Here is a 22,657-nt window from a genome sequence, read left to right on the forward strand (position 1 = left end):
TGTCAGTTGATATAGCTGTAGCTGACCCACCGCTATCGGGAGCAAGCCCCCTCCCACATTTGGACCGAGTCCACTTTGGCTCGGTGTCGGCTTAGAAATCCTTGCACAAGCGCAGGGCGTCATAGATCGCGGCATGGGTATTGCGCTGGGCCACACAGTCACCGATGCGGAACAACAAGTACCCTTCACCCGGTTCGCTCAGGCACGGCTGCGGCTTGATCGCGAACAGGGCTTCGACGTCTATCTGGCCCTTGTTGCGTGAACCTTCCTTGAGCCCGTAATAAATTGCCTCGTCCGGGCGCACGCCGTTCTCCACCACCACCTGGTCGACCACCCGCTCCTCCTTGGCCCCGGTGTATTCGTTCTCCAGCACCGCCACCAGCTTGTCGCCTTCGCGGTAGACCTTTTCCAGCATCATGTCGCCGGTCATGATCACTTCCTTGGGGTACATGCTGCGGTAGTAAGTCGGGAACGACGTACCGCCGATGGCCACGCCCGGCTTGATATCGTCGGTGACGATCTCGACCTGGCAGCCTTTGTCCGCAAGGAAATCCGCCACCGACATGCCGGTGAATTCGCAGATGGTGTCGTACACCAGCACGTTCTTGCCCGGTGCGACTTTGCCGTCGAGCACGTCCCAACTGCTCACCACCAGGCCTTCGGCCGCGCCCCAGTGTTCGTTCTGCTCGATAAACGGATGCCCGCCGACCGCCAGCACCACCACGTCCGGGCGCAGGTCGAGGATAGTTTCGGCATCCGCCGCCACGCCCAGGCGCAGATCGACTTTCAAACGTGCCAACTCCAACTGGAACCAGCGGGTGATACCGGCAATCTGGTCGCGCTGCGGCGCTTTCGATGCGGTGGTGATCTGCCCGCCGATAAATTCTTTCTTTTCGAACAGGGTCACCTCGTGGCCGCGTTCGGCGGCGACGCGTGCAGCCTCCATACCGGCCGGCCCCGCACCCACCACGACCACTTTGCGTTTGGGCCCGGTGGACTTCTCGATAATGTGCGGCACGCCCATGTATTCACGGGAGGTCGCGGCGTTCTGGATGCACAGCACATCCAGGCCCTGGTACTGGCGGTCGATGCAATAGTTGGCGCCGACGCACTGTTTGATCTGGTCGATCTGGCCCATCTTGATCTTGGCGATCAGGTGCGGGTCGGCAATATGCGCGCGGGTCATGCCGACCATGTCCACATAGCCGCCTTCCAGAATGCGCGTGGCCTGGTTCGGGTCCTTGATGTTCTGCGCGTGCAGCACAGGGACTTTCACCACTTCCTTGATACCGGCCGCCAGGTGCAGGAACGGCTCCGGCGGGTAACTCATGTTCGGGATCACGTTGGCCAGGGTGTTGTGCGTATCGCACCCTGAGCCCACCACGCCGATGAAGTCGAGCATGCCGGTGTCGTCGTAATACTTGGCGATCTGCTTCATGTCCTCGTGGGACAGGCCGTCCGGGTGGAACTCGTCACCGCACAGGCGCATGCCTACACAGAAATCGTCACCGACTTCGGCGCGCACGGCCTTTAACACTTCCAGGCCGAACTTCATGCGGCCTTCGAAGGTGCCACCCCATTCGTCGGTGCGCTTGTTGACCCGCGGGCTCCAGAACTGATCGATCATGTGCTGGTGCACGGCGGACAATTCCACCCCGTCCAGGCCACCGGCCTTGGCACGCTTGGCGGCGCTGGCATAGTTGCCGATCACGCGCCAGATCTCTTCCGGCTCGATGGTCTTGCAGGTGGCACGGTGCACCGGCTCACGCACACCGGACGGCGACATCAGGGTCGGCCAGTTGAAGCCGTCCCAACGCGAGCGACGGCCCATGTGGGTAATCTGGATCATGATCTTGGCGCCATGCTTGTGCATGGCGTCGGCCAGGTTCTGGAAGTGCGGGATGATGCGGTCGGTGGACAGGTTCACCGAACTCCACCATTCCTGGGGGCTGTCGATGGCCACCACCGAGGAGCCGCCGCAGATCGCCAGGCCGATACCGCCCTTGGCCTTCTCTTCGTAGTACTTCACGTAACGGTCGGTGGTCATGCCGCCGTCGGTGGCATACACCTCGGCGTGGGCGGTACTGAGCACGCGGTTGCGGATGGTCAGTTTGCCGATCTGGATCGGTTGGAACATTGCTTCGAAAGCCATGGCACGGTCCTCGGCTTACAACGGCTTGACGGTGAACAAACCATCATCGTGGCCCTCTTCGGAGCCTCCGTAGACTTGTTCGGCCACAGTGCGCAGGGTGCTGCCACGCGCTTGAAGGATCTGGTCCATCGCGCCGGCAAACCAGCCGGTGAACATGTAGTCGACTTTGCGCCCGACCTTGCCGTACACGTAGACGAAGGCCGAATGTTCCAACTTGACGCTGGCGGTGCCTTTATCCAGGTCGATGTCCTGAATCTTGAACAGGCCCCAGCCGCGTTGCGACAGGCGCTTCATGTAGTGCTCGAACACCGCGACGCCTTCCAGGCCGTGGCACTCGGCTTCTTTTTCACACCAGTGCCAGGCGGACTTGTAGCCGGCCTTGTAGAGGATCTCGGCGTAGGCGTCGGCACCCAGCACTTCTTCGATGCCCATGTGGTTGTTGACAAAGAAATGGCGCGGCACGTACAGCATCGGCAGGGCGTCGGAGGTCCAGACACCGGTTTCGCTGTCGACTTCGATTGGCAATTGCGGGGCGATCTTGGCCATGGAAACTTAACTCCAGAAAAATTCGTAGTGGTGTTGCCGGTGGGTGTCTGGCTTATTCGCCCCAGACGTCTTTCAAGACATTGACCCAGTTCTCGCCCATGATCTTGCGCACCACGCGTTCAGGATGGCCGCGCTTGAGCAGGGTCTCGGTGAGGTTGGGAAACTCGCCCACGGTGCGGATGCCCAGCGGGTTGATGATCTTGCCGAAGCTGGTCAGGCGGCGGGCGTAGCCTTTGTCATGGGTCAGCATTTCAAAGAAATCCTGGCCATGGCCCTGGGTGAAGTCGGTGCCGATGCCGATGGCGTCTTCGCCGACGATGTTCATGGTGTATTCGATGGCTTCGGCGTAATCGTCGATGGTCGAATCGATGCCCTTGACCAGGAACGGCGCGAACATGGTCACGCCGACAAACCCGCCGTGGTCGGCGATGAACTTGAGTTCTTCATCGGATTTGTTGCGCGGGTGCTCCTTGAGGCCTGAGGGCAGGCAGTGGGAATAGCACACCGGCTTTTTCGATTCGAGTATGACTTCTTCGCTGGTCTTGGAACCGACGTGGGACAGGTCGCACATGATGCCGACACGGTTCATCTCGGCGACGATCTCGCGGCCGAACCCCGACAGGCCGCCGTCACGCTCGTAGCAGCCGGTGCCCACCAGATTCTGGGTGTTGTAGCACATCTGCACCACACCGACGCCGAGCTGCTTGAAGATCTCGACATAGCCGAGCTGGTCTTCAAACGCGTGGGCATTCTGAAAGCCGAAGATGATGCCGGTCTTGCCCTGCTCCTTGGCGCGACGGATATCGGCGGTGGTTTTCACCGGGATCACCAGGTCGCTGTTTTCGCGGATCAGGGTCTGGCTGGCGACGATGTTATTGATCGTGGCCTGGAAGCCTTCCCACACCGACACCGTGCAGTTGGCGGCCGTCAGGCCACCTTTGCGCATGTCTTCGAACAGGTCGCGGTTCCACTTGGCAATAATCAGACCGTCGATAACGATGCTGTCGGCGTGCAACTCGGCTGGGCTCATCAGGCGTCCCCTTATTGGCGATTCATGCGCCGAATCGTCTGCCGGCGCTTTGGGGCCAGCATATGCCCAGGGGCCGACGGAGCCGGGTGCAAAAACGACAGGGGAATTGCCGAAAGCGTCAATCCGCGACAAAGCCTGTGTAGACATGCCTGACTGGCGGCTGTTCTTTGTCTTACGCTTGAGCCAGAATTCCGCATCACCTGATATGAGACGGCGCAATGAAATCGATTTTCCTGGCTTTGGCACTCATCGCAACCGGCGTCCACGCCGCCGAAGACACCGACAGCACGCCGTGCGACGGCATCGAGAACGACCAGCAAACCCTGGAATGCGCCACCTACAACAAAACCACCGCCGAGCAATTGTTGAAAGACAACTATCAGGGCCTGCTGGAGCGCATGGGTTCCACCTACGGCAGCGACAAGACCAAGCTCGCCGACATTACCGCTCGTCTGAAGGATGCCCAGCAGAAGTGGGAAAAACTACGTGATGCCGATTGCGCGGTGGACACCTTCCCGGCGGCGACCGGGACCAAGGCGTATGCGATTGCGCTGAATGATTGCCTGGCGCGGATGAGTGACGAGCGGTCGGAGTTTTTGGAGTCGATTGGGCAGGAATAAGCGACAATCCTGCGACTTTCCTTCTGAACCAGGGCTTTTCATGACTCTCTGCGGTATCGAAATCAAAGGCAGCGAAGCCATCATCGCCGTCGCTTCCCTGGACAACCAGGCGCTGACCCACGTCGCCCTGGCCACCAAGAAAATCGCCCTTGAAGATGACGACGAAGCCGCCAACGTTAAAGCCTTCGCCGCCCAGGTGAAGGCGTTCGTGCAGGCAAACGCCATCACCCGGATCGCGATCAAGAAGCGCAGCAAGAAAGGCGAATTCGCCGGTGGCCCGACCACGTTCAAGATTGAAGGGGTGTTTCAGTTGCTGGAGGGGGTTGAAGTGACGCTGCTGTCGCCGCAGACCATCAATGCGCAGAACAAGAAGCACACCTTTGAACTGCCGGCGACGCTGAACAAGTATCAGCATGAGGCTTACAAGGCGGCGTGTTCGGCCCTGCTGAAGAAATAAGTCACACCAAAAATCTACTGTGGGAGGGGGCTTGCTCCCGATGAGGGTGTGTCAGTTAGTACTTCTGTGACTGATACACCGCTATCGGGAGCAAGCCCCCTCCCACATTTGATCCGCAGTGCCGGCCGCTTTTATACCTAATTATAGAAACGACTATAAATTATAGTCGCGCCTATAATTGACTAAAAAACGATCAAACCACCTCCCGTCGCCGATCCTCCCTCGGACACTTGGCAAACCTCGCCCGATAACTGCGGGTGAAATACGAAGGCGACTCGAACCCGCACGCAATGCTCACTTCCAGCACGCTCATATCGCTCTGGCGCAGCAGTTGTCGGGCTTTTTCCAGGCGCAGGCGCAGGTAGAAGTTACTCGGTGTGTCGTTCAGATGCAGGCGAAACAGCCGTTCCAGTTGGCGCCGGGTAACCTTGATCGCGTCGGCCAGGGCCAGGGTACTAAGGGGCGGCTCGGTGTGTTGCTCCATTTCGCCGATCACCTGCACCAGTTTTTTGTTGTTGATGCCGTAGCGGGTGGCGATCTGCATGCGCTGGTGGTCTTTGCGCGGGCGGATGCGGCCCAGCACGAACTGTTCGGACACCTGAATCGCCAGGTCCGGGCCGTGGGCCTGGGCGATGAGGTCGAGCATCAGGTCGATGGACGCGGTGCCGCCGGCACAGGTGATGCGACGGCGGTCGATCTCGAACAGTTCCTGGGTGACGCTCAGGTGCGGATACGATTCCTTGAACGCATCGATGGCTTCCCAGTGCAAGGTCAGGCGGTGGCCGTCGAGCAGGCCGGCTTCGGCCAGCACGCAGGCGCCGGTGTCGATGGCGCCGAGGGTCACGCCGTCGTGGTCGAGACGGCGCAGCCAGTGTTCCAGCGCCGGCGTGGCGAACTGCAGCGGTTCGAAGCCGGCCACCACCAACAGCGTCGCACCCTTTTTCAGCGGTTCCAACGCAGCGTCGGCATTGACCGACATGCCATTGCTCGCCAATACCGCACCGCCATCGGCGCTCAAGACATGCCAGCGGTACAGCTCGCCACGGAAGCGATTCGCCACCCGCAACGGTTCCAGCGCGGAAATAAACCCAATCGCCGAGAACCCCGGCATCAGCAAAAAATAAAAATCCTGGGACATGATGGCGCTCTCGTAGGACGACCAGCGTGGCACTGTGATACTCCCGTTCAAGGGCGGATTCAAGCGCGCAGGTCGCTGCAGTGCAAGAGCCGGTCGCCGCTGTGCGTTTCGGCGCTGCTCAAGGTACGTAACTTGGCTGCACGGCGCACAAAGACGCCGGACCCCACAATAACGACCTGCCGAGGGCTCCACCATGAACCGACTGATCAGCCGCAGCGTGCTTGCACTCAGCGTCAGCGCTATTTTGAGCACCCCCGTCATGGCAGCGGATGCCGCTTCCTGCCAGAACGTGCGCCTGGGCGTGGTGAACTGGACCGACGTGATCGCCACCAGCGCCATGACCCAAGTGCTGCTCGACGGCCTCGGCTACAAGACCAAACAAACCAGCGCGTCCCAGCAGATCATCTTTGCCGGCATTCGCGACCAGCGCCTGGATCTGTTCCTGGGCTACTGGAACCCGTTGATGACCCAGACCATCACGCCGTTCGTCGACGCCAAGCAAGTCAAAGTGCTCGACAAACCGAGCCTGGAAGACGCCCGCGCCACCCTCGCCGTGCCGACTTACCTGGCGGACAAGGGCTTGAAAACCTTCGCCGACATCGCCCGCTTCGAAAAAGAGTTGGGCGGCAAGATCTACGGCATCGAGCCGGGTTCGGGCGCCAATACCCAGATCAAGGCCATGATCGCCAAGAACCAGTTCGGCCTGGGCAAGTTCCAACTGGTTGAATCCAGCGAAGCGGCCATGCTCTCTGCAGTCGACCGTGCGGTACGGCGCAAGGAGCCCGTAGTGTTCTTCGGCTGGGCGCCGCACCCGATGAACGTCAACGTGGCGATGACTTACCTCACCGGCAGCGATGACGCCCTGGGCCCGAATGAAGGCAGGGCAACCGTGTGGACCGTCACCTCACCGACCTATGCAGAGCAGTGCCCCAACGTACACAAGCTGTTGACCAACCTGACCTTCACCGCCGCCGATGAGAGCCGGATGATGCAGCCCTTGCTGGATCACAAGGACCCCATCGAGTCGGCCAAGCAGTGGCTCAAGGATCACCCGCAAGACCAGGCGCGCTGGCTGGAAGGTGTGACCACCTTCGATGGCAAGCCGGCTGCGGCCAACCTCCAACTGACCGTTAAATAACCTTTTCCAGACACCGCTTCGCAGCCCCGACCGGCTGCGAACGGCACCCCCACGCCTGTAAGGAACCGCCTCATGAACCACGACGTCATCATCACCTGCGCACTCACCGGTGCTGGCGACACGACCGCCAGAAGCCCGCACGTGCCGGTCACCCCCAAACAAATCGCGGCCGCCGCCGTGGAAGCCGCCAAGGCCGGCGCGACCGTGGTGCACTGCCATGTGCGTGACCCGCACACCGGCAAGTTCAGCCGCGACGTGGCGCTGTATCGCGAAGTGATGGAGCGCATCCGCGAGGCCGACATCGACATCATCGTCAACCTCACTGCCGGCATGGGTGGCGACCTGGAGATCGGCAGTGACGAGCACCCCATGGAGTTTGGTCCCAACACCGACCTGGTCGGCCCACTGACGCGCCTGGCCCATGTCGAGCAATTGCTGCCGGAAATCTGCACCCTCGATTGCGGCACCCTGAACTTCGGCGATGGCGACACCATTTACGTGTCCACTCCGGCGCAATTGCGCGCCGGCGCCAAGCGCATCCAGGCGCTGGGCGTTAAAGCCGAGCTGGAGATTTTCGACACCGGCCACCTGTGGTTCGCCAAGCAGATGATCAAGGAAGGCCTGCTCGACAACCCGCTGTTTCAACTGTGCCTGGGCATCCCGTGGGGCGCGCCGGCCGACACCACCACCATGAAAGCCATGGTCGACAACTTGCCCGCCGACGCCGTGTGGGCCGGCTTCGGCATCGGCCGCATGCAGATGCCGATGGCGGCGCAGGCGGTGCTGCTGGGCGGCAATGTGCGGGTCGGCCTGGAAGACAACCTGTGGCTGGACAAAGGCGTGCTTGCCACCAATGGGCAGTTGGTGGAGCGCGCCGGTGAAATCCTCAGCCGCCTGGGCGCGCGAGTCATGACCCCGGCGGAAGGCCGCATCAAGATGGGCCTGGCCAAACGCGGCTAGTCCTGCGAAACCAAATCGAAAATGTGGGAGGGGGCTTGCTCCCGATAGCGGTGGATCAGCCTAAAGATGCATGACTGAAACACCGTCATCGGGAGCAAGCCCCCTCCCACAAGGGATCACCGAACGCTTTAGGAATGTGCCAATGAGCTTTATCACCGAAATCAAAACCTTCGCCGCCCTCGGCAGCGGTGTTATCGGCAGCGGCTGGGTGTCCCGCGCCCTCGCCCACGGCCTGGACGTCGTAGCCTGGGACCCGGCGCCCGGCGCCGAAGCGGCCCTGCGCAAACGTGTCGCCAACGCCTGGGGCGCCCTGGAGCAACAAGGCCTGGCGCCGGGAGCATCCCAGGCGCGCCTGCGCTTTGTCGCCACCATTGAGGAATGCGTAAGGGACGCCGACTTCATCCAGGAAAGCGCCCCGGAACGCCTGGAGCTGAAACTGGATTTGCACAGCAAGATCAGCGCCGCAGCCAAGCCGAATGCGTTGATCGGCTCGAGCACGTCCGGGCTATTGCCAAGTGAATTTTATGAGGGTTCGACCCACCCGGAGCGTTGCGTGGTTGGCCACCCGTTCAACCCGGTTTACCTGCTGCCGTTGGTGGAAGTGGTCGGCGGCAAGCACACCGCGCCGGAGGCGATCCAGGCCGCGATCAAGGTCTATGAATCCCTCGGCATGCGCCCACTGCATGTGCGCAAGGAAGTGCCGGGGTTTATTGCTGACCGCCTGCTGGAAGCGCTGTGGCGCGAGGCGCTGCATCTGGTCAACGATGGCGTGGCGACCACCGGCGAAATCGACGACGCGATTCGCTTTGGCGCCGGGCTGCGCTGGTCGTTCATGGGCACCTTCCTCACCTACACCCTGGCCGGTGGCGATGCGGGCATGCGCCACTTCATGGCGCAGTTCGGCCCGGCGTTGCAGTTGCCGTGGACCTATTTGCCGGCGCCGGAACTCACCGACAAGTTGATCGACGATGTGGTCGATGGCACCCGCGACCAGTTAGGCAAACACAGCATTGCGGCGCTGGAGCGCTATCGTGATGATTGCCTGCTGGCGGTATTGGAGGCAGTCAAAGTGACTAAAGCCAAACACGGCATGAGCTTCGCCGAATAACCCACATTCTTGACCGAGTCTGGATCCATGCCCGCATTGAAAACCTACACCACTCAAATCCTGCCTGAATGGGTCGACTACAACGGCCACCTGCGCGATGCGTTCTACCTGCTGATCTTCAGCTACGCCACCGACGCACTGATGGACATGCTGGGCCTGGACAGTGACCACCGCGAAGCCAGCGGCCACTCGCTGTTCACTCTGGAGTTGCATCTGAACTACCTGCACGAAGTGAAGCTGGGTGCCAAGGTGGAGGTGCGCACCCAACTGATCGCTCACGACGCCAAGCGCCTGCATCTCTATCACAGCCTGCACCCGGTGGGGGATGACAAGGAACTGGCCGGCAACGAACAGATGCTGCTGCATGTCGACCTGGCAGGGCCGCATGCCACGCCGTTCACCGAGGCCACGCTGGAACGTCTGGCTGCCATCGGCGCCGCACAGGCCGAGCTACCAACGCCCGCCCTGCTTGGCCGTGTCATTGGCTTGCCGGCAAAAAAAGCCCCGAGCCAGCCGTGACTGGATCGGGGCAGAGTGCCTTGTGTGAGCCGTGCATCCAGAGGGTGACCAAACCATCAAGCTGCGTGCCTGGGACCAGTGTGCCGGTAAGTGCACCTGGCGCATGGCCCGAAAACGACACCCTCATAGCCATCTGAGGCATTCACGCATTCTGCCCTTGCCGACCGCCTGGGCGGCTACCAGAATCGAGGTCGAACCCCGCTCCCCTCACCAGGATAAACGTCATGATGCATGCGGATTTGATTGACCAGGATGACCTGCTGGGCCAACTGCGCTCGTTGGGTTTCGAAGTGTCCAGCGGTGCCACTGCCGAGCAGGCTTGCGAGTGCGCGGTACGCGGTTTGAGCGAGGCACGGGCCAAGGCGCTCAAGGGCATGGTTGAGCAGATGTACAGCGGCAGCGCAACGATTCTGCCGGCGGTGCGTCAGGCGATCGATAAGCAGTTGTTGCCAGCCTTGATGCAGTTCAAGCAGAACCGCGGCGCCTGACAGAGTGCTATCGGGGGCAAGCCCCCTCCCACATTTTGATTTGTGAACACAGTCAAAGGTGGGAGGGGGCTTGCCCCCGATGCAGTCAACCCGGTCTAGAGCCTTACACTGGCGAAAGTCGACTCATTCCTGGCCTGGCTCAACGCCGACATCGGCCCCGACAACGGTGACAATACCAGCGCCTGCGGAATCGGCAGCATCGCCACCTGCTGGGTGGTGTTGGAGCCTACACGCTCATCGCGCGGCGGAATGCCGAAGTATTCGCGGTAGCACTTGGAGAAGTGCGGGGTGGACACAAACCCGCACACCGACGCCACTTCGATGATCGACATCGGCGTTTGCTTGAGCAACTGCCGCGCACGGATCAGGCGCAACTTGAGGTAGTAGCGCGACGGCGAACAGTGCAGGTATTTCTGGAACAACCGCTCCAGCTGGCGACGCGACACGGCGACGTAGACCGCCAGTTCATCCAGGTCGATGGGCTCTTCCAGGTTGGCTTCCATCAGCGCCACGATTTCCTGCAGCTTCGGCTGGTTGGTGCCGAGCATGTGCTTGAGCGGCACACGCTGGTGATCCTGTTCGTTGCGGATGCGTTCGTACACGAACATCTCGGAGATGGCGGCCGATAGCTCACGGCCGTGGTCGCGGCTGATCAGGTGCAGCATCATGTCCAACGGCGCGGTGCCGCCGGAGCTGGTGAAGCGGTTGCGATCGAGGGTGAACAGGCGTGTGCTCATGGCGACGCGGGGAAACGCTTCCTGCATCGACGCCAGGCATTCCCAGTGCACGCTGCAATCGAAACCGTCGAGCAGGCCCGCGCAGGCCAGGGCCCAGCTGCCGGTGCAGACCGCACCGAGACGACGGGATTGACGCGCCTGGCTTTGCAGCCACGACACGTGTTCGCGGGTGACGGTGCGCTGGATGCCCACGCCACCGCACACGATCACCGTGTCCAGGGCCGGGGCCTTGTGCATGGCGGCATCGGGGGTGATCTGCAGGCCGTCGCTGGCCCATACTTGGTTGCCGTCGACACTCAGGGTGGTCCAGCGATACAACTCGCGGCCGGACAGCTGGTTGGCCATGCGCAGCGGTTCCACGGCCGACGCCAGGGAAATCAGCGTGAAATTGTCCAGCAGCAAAAAGCCGATGGATTGGGGCGCACGGTTCTGGGGTTGGGCCCCTGAGTTGAACGACGTCATCGCAGTATCTCCTCACACAAAGCGGGTGATGGCCTCAGGCGAGGCTCTTGTTATTGCGCTCATCTCCTGAGAGGGAGAGAGGCTTTGAATTGATAGAGCAAATGCCATGCCTGAAATTGAATGGCCATTCAACAAATCCTGAAAACGACCTGTTGATGCGTCTATATAAGCCCGCCGATTAAACGCGGGATATGACGCACGAGGCCGAAGGCCAGAGGGCCGTGAGCAGATCGGTAGCACTTGTGGGAAGGCGCTTTGCGGGCGTAGGAGAAGTCTGTCACCCAACGCACGGGAGACGGGTGGTCGAGGGAGAAATCGTTCGCGAGCTACTTATCTATTTGCGACGCGCTAAAAGGTGGCGCTTTAGGCTCGGGTGTTCACTTTATGAGCAGTGCTGGTTGTACTGGCGCTATCGGGGCATAGGTATCTACACAACTTTGTAGCAGCCAACAGTAACCACGATGCGAAGCGAGCCGCTCTTGATCTTGCTCTTGATCTTAAGCGCCCCGTTAAACCACGCTGGCCGGAATTCGACAGTGATTTGGGGGGTAAACCGGCAGGGATGCCGGTTTAGCCGCCCCGCGCCATGGATGGCGCGTGGCGGCGGCCCCCCAAATCGCTGTCGGATTACGGGCACACCGAGCCTAAGCGAGGTGCCGAGTGGTGGGGCAAGAGCGTTTTGCTTACTTTTGCGCTTTTCAAAAGTGAGACGCCGTAAGGGCGGAACCCATAGCAGCCGTTACCGCAGCAACGGATATGTACTCGCCCTGATCCAGCATCCTGGTCGGCTGTCAGGCCGCCATCGGGAGCAAGCCCCCTCCCACATTTGGATCGCGCGGCATCAGTCAGATAGCTATAGGCCGCCAGGTCGCCACGGGAGCAAGCTCCCTCGCCAAAGGTTCAGGGCTACGCCAAAGTTGTGTAGATATCTATGGCTATCGGGGGCAAGCCCCTCCCAACATTGAAATGTATTCACAGGTCAAAATGTGGGAGGGAGCAACCCCTTCCCACATTGGTCTTGCCTGTTACTCGTGATATTGCGCCGACAGCTCGTGCACCGCGCGCAGGAACGCGCCGGCATGTTCCGGGTTCACTTCCGGGGTGATGCCATGACCCAGGTTGAACACATGCCCGGTGCCTTTGCCGTAGCTGGCGAGGATGCGCCCGACTTCGGTGCGGATCGCTTCCGGCTTGGCGTACAGCACGGTCGGGTCCATGTTGCCCTGCAGCGCAACCTGGTTACCAACGCGGCGGCGGGCTTCGCCAATATCGCAGGTCCAGTCCAGGCCGAGGGCATCGGCACCGGCGTCGGCGATGCTTTCCAGCCACAGGCCACCGCCCTTGGTGAACAGGATCACCGGCACTTTGCGGCCTTCGTGTTCGCGGATCAGGCCGCTGACGATCTTGCGCATGTAGGCCAGGGAGAATTCCTGGTACGCCGCCGCCGACAGGTTGCCGCCCCAGGTATCGAAAATCTGCACCGCTTGCGCGCCGGCCATGATCTGGCCATTGAGGTACGAGGTGACCGACTGCGCCAGCTTGTCCAGCAACAGGTGCATGGCGTGCGGGTTGTCGTAGAGCATGGCCTTGGTCTTGCGGAAGTCTTTGGACGAGCCGCCTTCGACCATATAAGTGGCCAGGGTCCATGGGCTGCCGGAGAAACCGATCAGTGGCACGCGGCCGTTGAGCTCGCGGCGGATGGTGCTGACGGCATCCATCACGTAGCCGAGGTCTTTGTGCGGATCAGGGATCGGCAAGGCTTCGATATCAGCCAGGGTACTGACGACTTTCCTGAAACGCGGGCCTTCGCCGGTCTCGAAGTACAGGCCTTGGCCCATGGCGTCCGGGATAGTGAGGATATCGGAGAAGAGGATGGCCGCATCCAGCTGCGGGTAGCGGTCCAGCGGCTGCATCGTGACTTCGCAGGCGAACGTAGGGTTCATGCACAGGCTCATGAAGTCGCCGGCATTGGCGCGACTGGCGCGGTATTCCGGCAGGTAGCGACCGGCTTGACGCATCATCCACACGGGCGTGACGTCTACGGGTTGCTTGAGCAGGGCACGAAGGAAACGGTCGTTCTTGAGGGCAGTCATGTCGGCATCCGCAAAAAAAGTGCGGGCATTTTCTCAGAGCGCGACGCAAAAGGCACGGAATGCGCCGTGCCTTTTGTCTATCGGGTCAATTTGTCGCGGTAGCTTGAACACAGCACAAAACAAATGTGGGAGGGGGCTTGCTCCCGATAGCGGTGTGTCAGCCAGTGAATCTGGTGACTGATACTCCGCAATCGGGAGCAAGCCCCCTCCCACATTTTGATCCCATTTCAAGCGGGGATCGGGGTCAGACTTGCAGGTAGTCCAGGATCCCTTCCGCGGCATTGCGCCCTTCGAAGATCGCGGTTACCACCAGGTCCGAGCCGCGCACCATGTCGCCACCGGCGAAGATTTTCGGGTTACTGGTCTGGTGCTTGTACTGGCCTTGCTCCGGGGCCACAACACGGCCCTGGCTGTCGGTCTGAATTTCGAACTGCTCGAACCACGGCGCCGGGCTTGGGCGGAAACCGAAGGCAATGACCACGGCGTCGGCCGGGATGATTTCTTCGGAACCCGGGATCGGCTCGGGGCTGCGACGGCCTCGGGCGTCCGGTTCGCCGAGACGGGTCTCGACCACCTTCACGCCTTCGACGCGGTCTTCACCGACAATCGCGATCGGCTGGCGGTTGTAGAGGAATTTCACCCCTTCTTCCTTGGCGTTCTTCACCTCTTTGCGCGAACCGGGCATGTTGGCTTCGTCACGGCGATACGCACAGGTCACCGACTTGGCGCCCTGGCGGATCGAGGTGCGGTTGCAGTCCATCGCGGTGTCACCACCGCCGAGTACCACGACCTTCTTGCCTTTCATGTCGACGAAATCTTCCGGCGACTTTTCAAAGCCCAGGTTGCGGTTGACGTTGGCGATCAGGAAGTCGAGCGCGTCATACACGCCCGGCAGGTCCTCACCGGCAAAGCCGCCCTTCATGTAGGTGTAGGTGCCCATGCCCATGAATACCGCATCGTATTCGGCGAGCAGTTGCTCCATGGTGATGTCTTTGCCGATCTCGGTGTTCAGGCGGAACTCGATGCCCATACCAGTGAAGACTTCGCGACGATTGCTCAGCACGGTCTTTTCCAGCTTGAACTCGGGGATGCCGAAGGTCAGCAGGCCGCCGATTTCCGGGTTCTTGTCGAACACCACCGGAGTCACGCCACCACGCACCAGCACGTCGGCACAGCCCAGGCCGGCAGGGCCGGCGCCGATAATCGCGACGCGCTTGCCGGTCGGCTTGACCTTGGACATGTCCGGGCGCCAGCCCATGGCGAACGCGGTGTCGGTGATGTATTTCTCTACCGAACCGATGGTCACCGCGCCGAAGCCGTCGTTGAGGGTGCAGGCACCCTCGCACAGACGGTCCTGCGGGCACACCCGGCCGCAGACTTCCGGCAGGGTGTTGGTCTGGTGCGACAGCTCGGCGGCGGCGAGGATGTTGCCCTCGGCCACCAGCTTGAGCCAGTTGGGAATGAAGTTGTGCACCGGGCACTTCCATTCGCAATACGGGTTACCGCACCCCAGGCAGCGGTGGGCCTGGTCGGCCGAGTGCTGGGGTTTGAAGGGTTCGTAGATTTCCACGAACTCTTTCTTGCGTTGACGCAACAGTTTCTTCTTCGGATCTTTGCGCCCGACATCGATGAACTGGAAGTCGTTATTCAGACGTTCAGCCATGTTAAAACCTCATCAAACTGTTCAGGCGCATATCACTGCGGGTTGGCACGGATGCTGGAAAGCAACGATTTCAGGTTGGCAGCCTTGGGCTTGACCAGCCAGAAACGACGCAGGTAATCATCGAGGTTCTCGGCGAGGTTACGCCCCCATTCGCTGCCGGTTTCCTCGACGTACTCGTCCAGCACGTGCTGCAGGTGGTTGCGGTAGGACTCCATGGCTTCGCCGCTGATCCGCTGGATCTCGACCAACTCGTGGTTGACCTTGTCGACGAAGGTGTTGTCCTGGTCGAGCACGTAGGCGAAACCGCCGGTCATGCCCGAACCGAAGTTGTAACCGGTCTTGCCCAATACCGCGACAAAGCCCCCGGTCATGTACTCGCAGCAGTGATCGCCGGTGCCTTCCACCACGGTGTGGGCACCGGAGTTACGCACGGCGAAACGCTCACCGGCGGTACCGGCGGCGAACAGCTTGCCACCGGTGGCGCCGTACAAGCAGGTGTTGCCGATGATGGCGCTGTCCTGCGACTTGTAGACGCTGCCGAGCGGCGGAACGATCACCAGCTTGCCGCCGGTCATGCCCTTGCCCACGTAGTCGTTGGCGTCGCCTTCCAGGTACATATGTAGGCCGCCTGCGTTCCACACGCCGAAGCTCTGACCCGCAGTGCCCTTGAAACGGAAGGTGATCGGCGCTTTCGCCATGCCCTGGTTGCCGTGCTTGCGCGCGATTTCGCCGGAAACACGAGCGCCGATGGAACGGTCGCAGTTGCAGATATCCAGGGCGAACTCGCCACCGCTGGCATCGTTGATCGACGAACCGGCCAGGTCGACCATCTTCTCGGCCAGCAGGCCCTTATCGAACGGTGGGTTGCGGTCCACCTGACAGAATTGTGGCTTGTCTGCCGGGATGTGATCGCTGCCCAGCAGCGGCGTCAGGTCCAGGTGCTGTTGCTTGGCGGTCTGGCCTTCGAGGATATCCAGCAGATCGGTACGACCGATCAGCTCTTCCAGCGAGCGCACGCCCAGCTTGGCCAGCCACTCACGGGTCTCTTCGGCGACGTAGGTGAAGAAATTCACCACCATGTCGACGGTGCCGATGTAGTGATCCTTGCGCAGCTTCTCGTTCTGCGTCGCAACGCCGGTGGCGCAGTTGTTCAGGTGGCAGATGCGCAGGTATTTGCAGCCCAGGGCGATCATTGGCGCGGTGCCGAAGCCGAAGCTCTCGGCGCCGAGGATCGCGGCCTTGATCACGTCGAGGCCGGTTTTCAGGCCACCGTCGGTCTGTACCCGGACTTTGCCGCGCAGGTCGTTGCCGCGCAGGGTCTGGTGGGTTTCGGCCAGGCCCAGTTCCCATGGCGCACCGGCGTATTTGATCGAGGTCAGCGGCGAAGCACCGGTGCCGCCGTCGTAGCCGGAGATGGTGATCAGGTCGGCATAGGCCTTGGCCACGCCGGCGGCGATGGTGCCCACGCCCGCTTCTGCTACCAGTTTCACCGAGACCAGCGCCTGCGGATTGACTTGCTTGAGGTCAAAAATCAGCTGCGACAAATCTTCAATCGAATAGATGTCGTGGTGCGGCGGCGGCGAAATCAGGGTCACGCCGGGTACCGCATAGCGCAACTTGGCGATCAGGCCGTTGACCTTGCCACCGGGCAGTTGGCCGCCTTCACCGGGCTTGGCGCCCTGCGCGACTTTGATCTGCAGCACTTCGGCGTTGACCAGGTATTCCGGGGTCACCCCGAAACGGCCAGTAGCGACTTGCTTGATCTTCGAACTCTTGATGGTGCCGTAACGCGCCGGGTCTTCACCGCCTTCGCCGGAGTTGGAACGCGCACCCAGGCGGTTCATGGCTTCGGCCAGGGCTTCGTGAGCCTCGGGCGACAAGGCGCCCAGGGAAATACCGGCGGAGTCGAAGCGCTTGAGGATCGATTCCAGCGGTTCGATTTCGCTGATGGCCAGCGGCGTGTCCAGGGTCTTGACCTTGAACAGGTCGCGGATCATCGACACCGGGCGGTTATCCACCAGGCTCGTGTACAGCTTGAACTTGGCGTAGTCGCCCTGCTGCACTGCGGCTTGCAGGGTGCTGACCACGTCCGGGTTATAAGCATGGTATTCGCCACCGTGCACGAACTTGAGCAGGCCGCCCTGCTGGATCGGCTTGCGTGCGCTCCAGGCTTCGGCCGCCAGGGCTTTCTGCTCGGCTTCGATGTCGACGAAACGCGCACCCTTGATGCGGCTCGGCACGCCACGGAAGCTCAGCTCGCAGACTTCTTCGGACAGGCCGATGGCTTCGAACAGTTGCGCGCCACGGTAGGAGGTGACGGTGGAGATGCCCATCTTCGACAGGATCTTCAGCAGGCCTTTGGTGATGCCCTTGCGGTAGTTCTTGAATACTTCGTAGAGGTCGCCCAGCACCTCACCGGTACGAATCAGATCGCCGAGCACTTCGTACGCAAGGAACGGATACACAGCCGAGGCGCCGAAACCGATCAACACGGCGAAGTGATGCGGGTCACGGGCAGTGGCGGTTTCCACAAGGATGTTGGAGTCGCAGCGCAGGCCCTTTTCAGTCAGGCGGTGGTGCACCGCGCCCGTTGCCAGGGCGGCATGGATCGGCAGCTTGCCTGGAGCGATATGACGGTCGGTCAGCACGATCTGGGTACGACCGGCGCGCACGGCTTCTTCGGCCTGGTCGGCGACGTTGCGCACAGCGGCTTCAAGGCCGAGGCTCTCGTCGTAGTTCAGGTCAATGATCTGGCGGTCGAAGCCCGGACGCTCCAGGGTCATCAAGGAGCGCCACTTGGCCGGGGAAACGACCGGCGAGCTGAGGATCACGCGGGACGCGTGCTCCGGCGATTCCTGAAAAATGTTGCGCTCGGCACCCAGACACACTTCCAGGGACATCACGATCGCTTCGCGCAGCGGATCGATCGGTGGGTTGGTCACCTGGGCGAATTGCTGGCGGAAGTAGTCGTACGGCGTGCGCACACGCTGGGACAGCACGGCCATCGGCGTGTCGTCGCCCATGGAGCCGACCGCCTCGTAGCCTTGCTCGCCGAGCGGGCGCAGCACCTGGTCGCGCTCTTCGAACGTGACCTGGTACATCTTCATGTATTGCTTGAGCTGGTCGACGTCGTAGAAAGCCGAACCGTGGTCGTTGTCTTCCATGGTCGCCTGGATGCGCAGGGCGTTCTTGCGCAGCCATTGCTTGTACGGGTGACGGGACTTCAAACGGTTGTCGATGGCGTCGGTATCGAGGATCTGCCCGGTTTCGGTGTCCACGGCGAGGATCTGGCCAGGGCCTACGCGACCTTTGGCGATCACATCTTCAGGCTTGTAGTCCCACACGCCGATTTCCGACGCCAGGGTGATAAAGCCGTTGGTGGTGGTGACCCAACGCGCCGGGCGCAGGCCGTTGCGGTCGAGCAGGCACACCGCGTAGCGACCATCGGTCATGACCACGCCGGCCGGGCCGTCCCACGGTTCCATGTGCATCGAGTTGTACTCATAGAACGCCCGCAGGTCGGGGTCCATGGTCTCGACGTTCTGCCACGCTGGCGGAATGATCATGCGCACGCCCCGGAACAGGTCGATGCCGCCGGTGACCATCAGTTCGAGCATGTTGTCCATGCTGGAGGAGTCGGAACCCACGCGGTTGACCAGCGGGCCGAGCTCTTCCAGGTCCATCAAATCGTTGGCGAACTTGGTGCGACGGGCTACGGCCCAGTTGCGGTTGCCGGTGATGGTATTGATCTCGCCGTTGTGGGCGAGGAAGCGGAATGGCTGGGCCAGCGGCCATTTCGGCAGGGTGTTGGTGGAGAAGCGCTGGTGGAACACGCAGATTGCGGTTTGCAGGCGCTCATCGCTCAGGTCCGGATAGAAGGCGGTGAGGTCCGCCGGCATCATCAGGCCTTTATAAATGATGGTCTTGTGGGAAAAGCTGCAGATGTAGTGGTCGGTATCGGCGGCGTTGGCCACCGACGAACGACGGCGGGACGTGAACAGCTTGATCGCCATGTCCTGGTCGCTCAGGCCGTCGCCTGCGATGAACACTTGTTCGATCTGCGGCAGGCGCTCCAGGGCCAGGCGGCCGAGTACGCTGGTGTCGATCGGCACTTTGCGCCAGCCGACGAGTTGCAGGCCGGCAGCAACGATCTCGCGGTTCATGTTCTCGCGAGCGGCTTCGGCTTTAACCGGGTCCTGGTTGAAGAACACCATGCCCACGGCGTACTGCTTGGGCAATTCAACGGCGAAGTGCTCTTTGGCGACCGCGCGCAGGAACTGGTCGGGCTTTTGAATCAGCAAGCCGCAACCGTCACCGGTCTTGCCGTCGGCGTTGATCCCACCGCGGTGGGTCATGCAGGTCAGGGCCTCGATGGCCGTTTGCAAAAGGGTATGACTGGGCTCGCCCTGCATGTGGGCTATCAGGCCGAAACCGCAGTTATCCTTGAATTCATCGGGTTGGTACAGACCTGCTTTCATAGACACTTTCTCACCAGGCTGCCTCTTATATCGAGGCAAATTTCTTTTCAATTCAACCGGTTACCTTCCACGCCGAACGTACGCCGGCTTAGCGGGGGCAAAAGGGAGGTCATTGTACACACCGTCACAGACGCTCACAAATTTAGCGACGAAATGTCGCAAATCTATGTCGCATTTATGAAAGGTTTAAAGCGATATGCTGTGCTAGTCAAAACTTTTTTAATTCTGACCGCTACGACTCAAAAGCTACCGTGACGCAGACACCACAAAGCGCGCGGCCTTCAGGGCTGCACGCTGTTGTAGTTTTTTGAGGTGCCGGGAGGGCGGCCTGGGTAAGGCCGCCGGATCTTCAGCGAGTTGTTGCCAGTTCTTGTTGAACGCTGGCAACAGTGCGAGGCCAAGGTTTACCAGCCTGAACCTTCGCTGGCAAGGCCTTGATGGCGGAATCGGCTGCGGCGCGGCTTGGGAAGCTGCCGTAGGTGATCACATAGAGCGGCTTGCCGTTGAGCACTTTCTTGAAATAACGGTACTGGCCGCCCTGCTCTTTAACGAACGCCTGGGCGTTGGCCTCGGAGCTGGTGCCGAGTATCTGCACCACGAAGTTGCCGGTGGGCTGGCTGCTGTACCAGCTGCTGCCGGCAGCGCCGGCCTTGGCAACGGTGGCCGCCGGTTTTTCCGCAGGCTTGGCCGCTGGAGCAGGCGTTGGCACGGACTTGGTCACCGGCGCAGGCGCAGGCTTGGCTGTGGCAACCGTCGGCGCCGGGGTCGGCTTGGCAGCTGGCGCAACCGGTGCAACGGGAGTCGCTGGCGTACCGGCAGGCACGCCCGCAGGTGGCGCGGTGGTGGTCACGGTCGGCGGCGTGGCGCTGGAGCCTTCCACCGGCACGCCGTCGTCGCCTTCGGAGATGCCCCCGGCTTCTTCGGCCAGCGGACCGCGCATCACAGGTTGGCCGACCATCGGCAGGTTGGTCGGCTGGCCGGAATTGGCGAATTCGACGTTCGGCGTGGGCTTGCCCAGTGGCAACTGCGCCTGTTCGGTTGGCGCGCCAGCGGTTGCCGGTGCCTTGCTGCGGCCTGGAATCAACCAGGCGGCGGCAACAGCGACCACGACAACGGCAGAAATAGCCAATACGTGCTTCTTAGGCATAGTGAACCCCATCTTTGGACGCTTGACCGCAGAGCGGCTGGCAATCATGGCTTCGATCATTGCATCGCGGGCAACCTGATTGATGTTGCCAGGCCAGCCATCGGAGCTTTCGTGAATATCAGAGATCTGCGCAGCGGAGAAAAGTTCGATACCCGCCCCCGCGCCCTCGAGGCGCTGAGCCAGGTATTCGCGGGTCTCTTCTTCTTCGTACGGCTGCAATTCGATGACATGGAACAGCTCTTGTTCACCGCTGATCTGCTCCAGATCGGCGATCAGCGACGACTCGCCAAACAGGAACACATGGGGACGCCCTTCCGGGGTACCCGCCGCCAGCGCCAACAAGGCTTCCAGGGCAGATTCGTCGAGCTGCTCGGCGTCATCCACCAGCAGATAGACTTCCTGGCCGGTCAGGCCCAGTTGCACCACCTGTTTGAGAATCGCGTTCGGCTCAGGGTTGGCCACGTCCAACGCCTGCGCCACCTGGCGCAACACGCCGGCCGCATCACCGGCACCACGGGCCGAGACGACGACGCTCTGCACCGATTGCTTGTTGGTACTGGCAACCAGCGCCTGGCGCAGCAAGGTCTTGCCGCTGCCCAACGGCCCCGTCACCACCAGCAGCAACTGGCTGTAGCGCGCGAGATGGTGCAATTGCCCCAGTACCGGCTTGCGCTGGGCAGGGAAGAATTTGAAACCAGGCACCCGAGGCGCGAAAGGGTCGTGGCTAAGGTGGTAGTGGCCGAGGAACGCCTCGTCGGCATGCAAACTAGTCATCGGGATCTTATTAACCTTTAAGCTGGGCCAGGGCGCGGTAATCCGCTCCCAGCGTGGCCTGTAAAATCTCTTTCGGATAATCGTCGGTCACCACCGCTTCGCCCATGTGGCGCAACAGCACCAGTCGCAGTCGACCGTCGATCACTTTCTTGTCTATCGCCATGTGTTCCAGAAAATCCGCCTCGGTCATTTCAGACGGCGGAATCACCGGTAAACCGGCGCGTTGGAACAGACGGATACCGCGATCACGCTCCTGGACGCTGATCCAGCCCAGGCGCTGCGACATCTCCAATGCCATCACGGTGCCAGCCGCTACGGCTTCCCCATGCAGCCACACACCATAGCCCATGTGGGTTTCGATCGCATGGCCGAAGGTGTGGCCCAGGTTCAGGGTAGCCCGCACACCGGACTCCCGTTCGTCGGCATTCACCACCAACGCCTTGGCAGCACAGGAGCGGGAAATCGCTTCGGTGAGTGCCACCTGGTCGAGGGCGCGCAAGGCGTCCATGTGTTCTTCCAGCCAGGTCAGGAAGGGCTCGTCGCAGATCAGCCCGTACTTGATGACTTCCGCCAGGCCCGCCGACAGCTCGCGGGGTGGCAGGGTGTTGAGGGTTGCGGTGTCAATCAGCACGGCCTGCGGCTGATAGAACGCGCCGACCATGTTCTTGCCCAGCGGGTGGTTGATACCGGTCTTGCCGCCCACCGACGAATCGACCTGGGACAGCAGTGTGGTCGGCACCTGGATGAAGTCCACGCCACGCTGGTAGCAGGCGGCCGCGAAGCCGGCCATGTCACCGATCACACCGCCGCCCAGGGCGACCACGGTGGTACGGCGGTCATGCCGTGCGCTCAGCAGGCCATCGAAAATCAGTTGCAGGGTTTCCCAGTTTTTGTGGGCTTCGCCGTCGGGCAGGATCACCGAGATCACCGAGTACGCCGCCAGGCTGCGGCTCAGACGCTCAAGATACAGCGGCGCCACCGTTTCGTTGGAGATGATCGCCACTTGCCGACCGGCAATATGCGGTGCGAGCAGCTCGGGCTGGTCCAGCAGGCCTTCGCCAATATGGATCGGGTAGCTGCGCTCGCCTAGATCGACCTTAAGTGTCTGCATGTGTCCCCGCGTTGAAGATATTTTGACGACCGGTAA

Annotated in this window: 17 protein-coding genes; 7 read left to right on the forward strand and 10 right to left on the reverse strand. The window is 61.4% G+C overall.

Annotated elements, in window-relative coordinates; all coding sequences use genetic code 11:
* Positions 1-91: 91 nt before the first annotated feature.
* From dgcA to C4J92_RS24550, 3 genes are read right to left on the reverse strand one after another with little or no spacing between them, the layout of a single operon-like run.
* A complete protein-coding gene (gene dgcA, locus C4J92_RS24540; RefSeq protein WP_124364718.1) occupies positions 92-2,152 on the reverse strand; it encodes a dimethylglycine demethylation protein DgcA in 2,061 nt (686 codons plus the stop codon).
* 15 nt (positions 2,153-2,167) lie between these two features.
* Positions 2,168-2,698: a DUF5943 domain-containing protein gene (locus C4J92_RS24545; protein WP_124368619.1), complete on the reverse strand. Its 531-nt coding sequence runs from the start codon at positions 2,696-2,698 to the stop codon at positions 2,168-2,170.
* Positions 2,699-2,750: 52 nt separating this feature from the next.
* The gene (locus C4J92_RS24550) at positions 2,751-3,728 is read right to left on the reverse strand and encodes a dipeptidase (protein WP_124405494.1); all 978 of its coding nucleotides are present in this window, start codon (positions 3,726-3,728) and stop codon (positions 2,751-2,753) included.
* A gap of 218 nt (positions 3,729-3,946) precedes the next feature.
* Between C4J92_RS24550 and C4J92_RS24555 the strand changes: the two genes are divergently transcribed.
* Together C4J92_RS24555 and C4J92_RS24560 are read left to right on the forward strand one after the other, a co-directional pair.
* Complete coding sequence (locus C4J92_RS24555; RefSeq protein ID WP_124364720.1) at positions 3,947-4,348, forward strand: lysozyme inhibitor LprI family protein; 402 nt, start codon at positions 3,947-3,949, stop codon at positions 4,346-4,348.
* A gap of 40 nt (positions 4,349-4,388) precedes the next feature.
* Positions 4,389-4,805 carry a DUF3010 family protein gene (locus C4J92_RS24560; protein WP_124405495.1) on the forward strand — a complete coding sequence of 139 codons (417 nt, stop codon included), beginning with the start codon at positions 4,389-4,391 and terminating at the stop codon, positions 4,803-4,805.
* 193 nt (positions 4,806-4,998) lie between these two features.
* Here the strand turns inward: C4J92_RS24560 and C4J92_RS24565 are convergent, their stop codons facing one another.
* Entirely contained in the window at positions 4,999-5,943 is a 945-nt protein-coding gene (locus C4J92_RS24565) for a GlxA family transcriptional regulator (protein WP_124405857.1), read from the reverse strand.
* Between the two features lie 193 nt (positions 5,944-6,136).
* Here C4J92_RS24565 and C4J92_RS24570 point away from each other — a divergent pair, with 193 nt between their 5' ends.
* The 5 genes from C4J92_RS24570 (at position 6,137) to C4J92_RS24590 (ending at position 10,156) form a co-directional block, all read left to right on the forward strand.
* Entirely contained in the window at positions 6,137-7,081 is a 945-nt protein-coding gene (locus C4J92_RS24570; RefSeq protein ID WP_124405496.1) for a choline ABC transporter substrate-binding protein, read from the forward strand.
* Positions 7,082-7,153: 72 nt separating this feature from the next.
* Positions 7,154-8,041 (forward strand): 3-keto-5-aminohexanoate cleavage protein, encoded by an 888-nt coding sequence (locus C4J92_RS24575; RefSeq protein ID WP_124405497.1) that lies wholly within the window; start codon positions 7,154-7,156, stop codon positions 8,039-8,041.
* Between the two features lie 142 nt (positions 8,042-8,183).
* Entirely contained in the window at positions 8,184-9,149 is a 966-nt protein-coding gene (locus C4J92_RS24580) for an L-carnitine dehydrogenase (RefSeq protein ID WP_124364725.1), read from the forward strand.
* 27 nt (positions 9,150-9,176) lie between these two features.
* Complete coding sequence (locus tag C4J92_RS24585; protein ID WP_124405498.1) at positions 9,177-9,668, forward strand: thioesterase family protein; 492 nt, start codon at positions 9,177-9,179, stop codon at positions 9,666-9,668.
* 224 nt (positions 9,669-9,892) lie between these two features.
* Positions 9,893-10,156 carry a hypothetical protein gene (locus C4J92_RS24590; protein ID WP_124405499.1) on the forward strand — a complete coding sequence of 88 codons (264 nt, stop codon included), beginning with the start codon at positions 9,893-9,895 and terminating at the stop codon, positions 10,154-10,156.
* 95 nt (positions 10,157-10,251) lie between these two features.
* Here C4J92_RS24590 and C4J92_RS24595 read toward each other — a convergent pair whose 3' ends face one another.
* From C4J92_RS24595 to aroB, 6 genes are all read right to left on the reverse strand, one after another.
* Positions 10,252-11,355, reverse strand: coding sequence for a GlxA family transcriptional regulator (locus C4J92_RS24595; protein ID WP_124364728.1), 1,104 nt, complete (start codon positions 11,353-11,355; stop codon positions 10,252-10,254).
* A gap of 1,025 nt (positions 11,356-12,380) precedes the next feature.
* Positions 12,381-13,448 (reverse strand): uroporphyrinogen decarboxylase, encoded by a 1,068-nt coding sequence (gene hemE / locus C4J92_RS24600; RefSeq protein ID WP_124368627.1) that lies wholly within the window; start codon positions 13,446-13,448, stop codon positions 12,381-12,383.
* 244 nt (positions 13,449-13,692) lie between these two features.
* Positions 13,693-15,111, reverse strand: coding sequence for an FAD-dependent oxidoreductase (locus C4J92_RS24605; RefSeq protein WP_003171228.1), 1,419 nt, complete (start codon positions 15,109-15,111; stop codon positions 13,693-13,695).
* Positions 15,112-15,143: 32 nt separating this feature from the next.
* A complete protein-coding gene (gene gltB / locus C4J92_RS24610) occupies positions 15,144-19,589 on the reverse strand; it encodes a glutamate synthase large subunit (protein WP_124405500.1) in 4,446 nt (1,481 codons plus the stop codon).
* A 349-nt stretch (positions 19,590-19,938) separates the two neighbouring features.
* Positions 19,939-21,510, reverse strand: a complete 1,572-nt coding sequence (locus C4J92_RS24620) for an SPOR domain-containing protein (protein ID WP_124405501.1) — start codon at positions 21,508-21,510, stop codon at positions 19,939-19,941.
* Positions 21,511-21,520: 10 nt separating this feature from the next.
* Positions 21,521-22,621, reverse strand: a complete 1,101-nt coding sequence (gene aroB, locus C4J92_RS24625; protein ID WP_124368632.1) for a 3-dehydroquinate synthase — start codon at positions 22,619-22,621, stop codon at positions 21,521-21,523.
* Between the last annotated feature and the right edge of the window lie 36 nt (positions 22,622-22,657).

Source organism: Pseudomonas sp. R3-18-08 (assembly GCF_003852065.1).
GTDB lineage: Bacteria > Pseudomonadota > Gammaproteobacteria > Pseudomonadales > Pseudomonadaceae > Aquipseudomonas.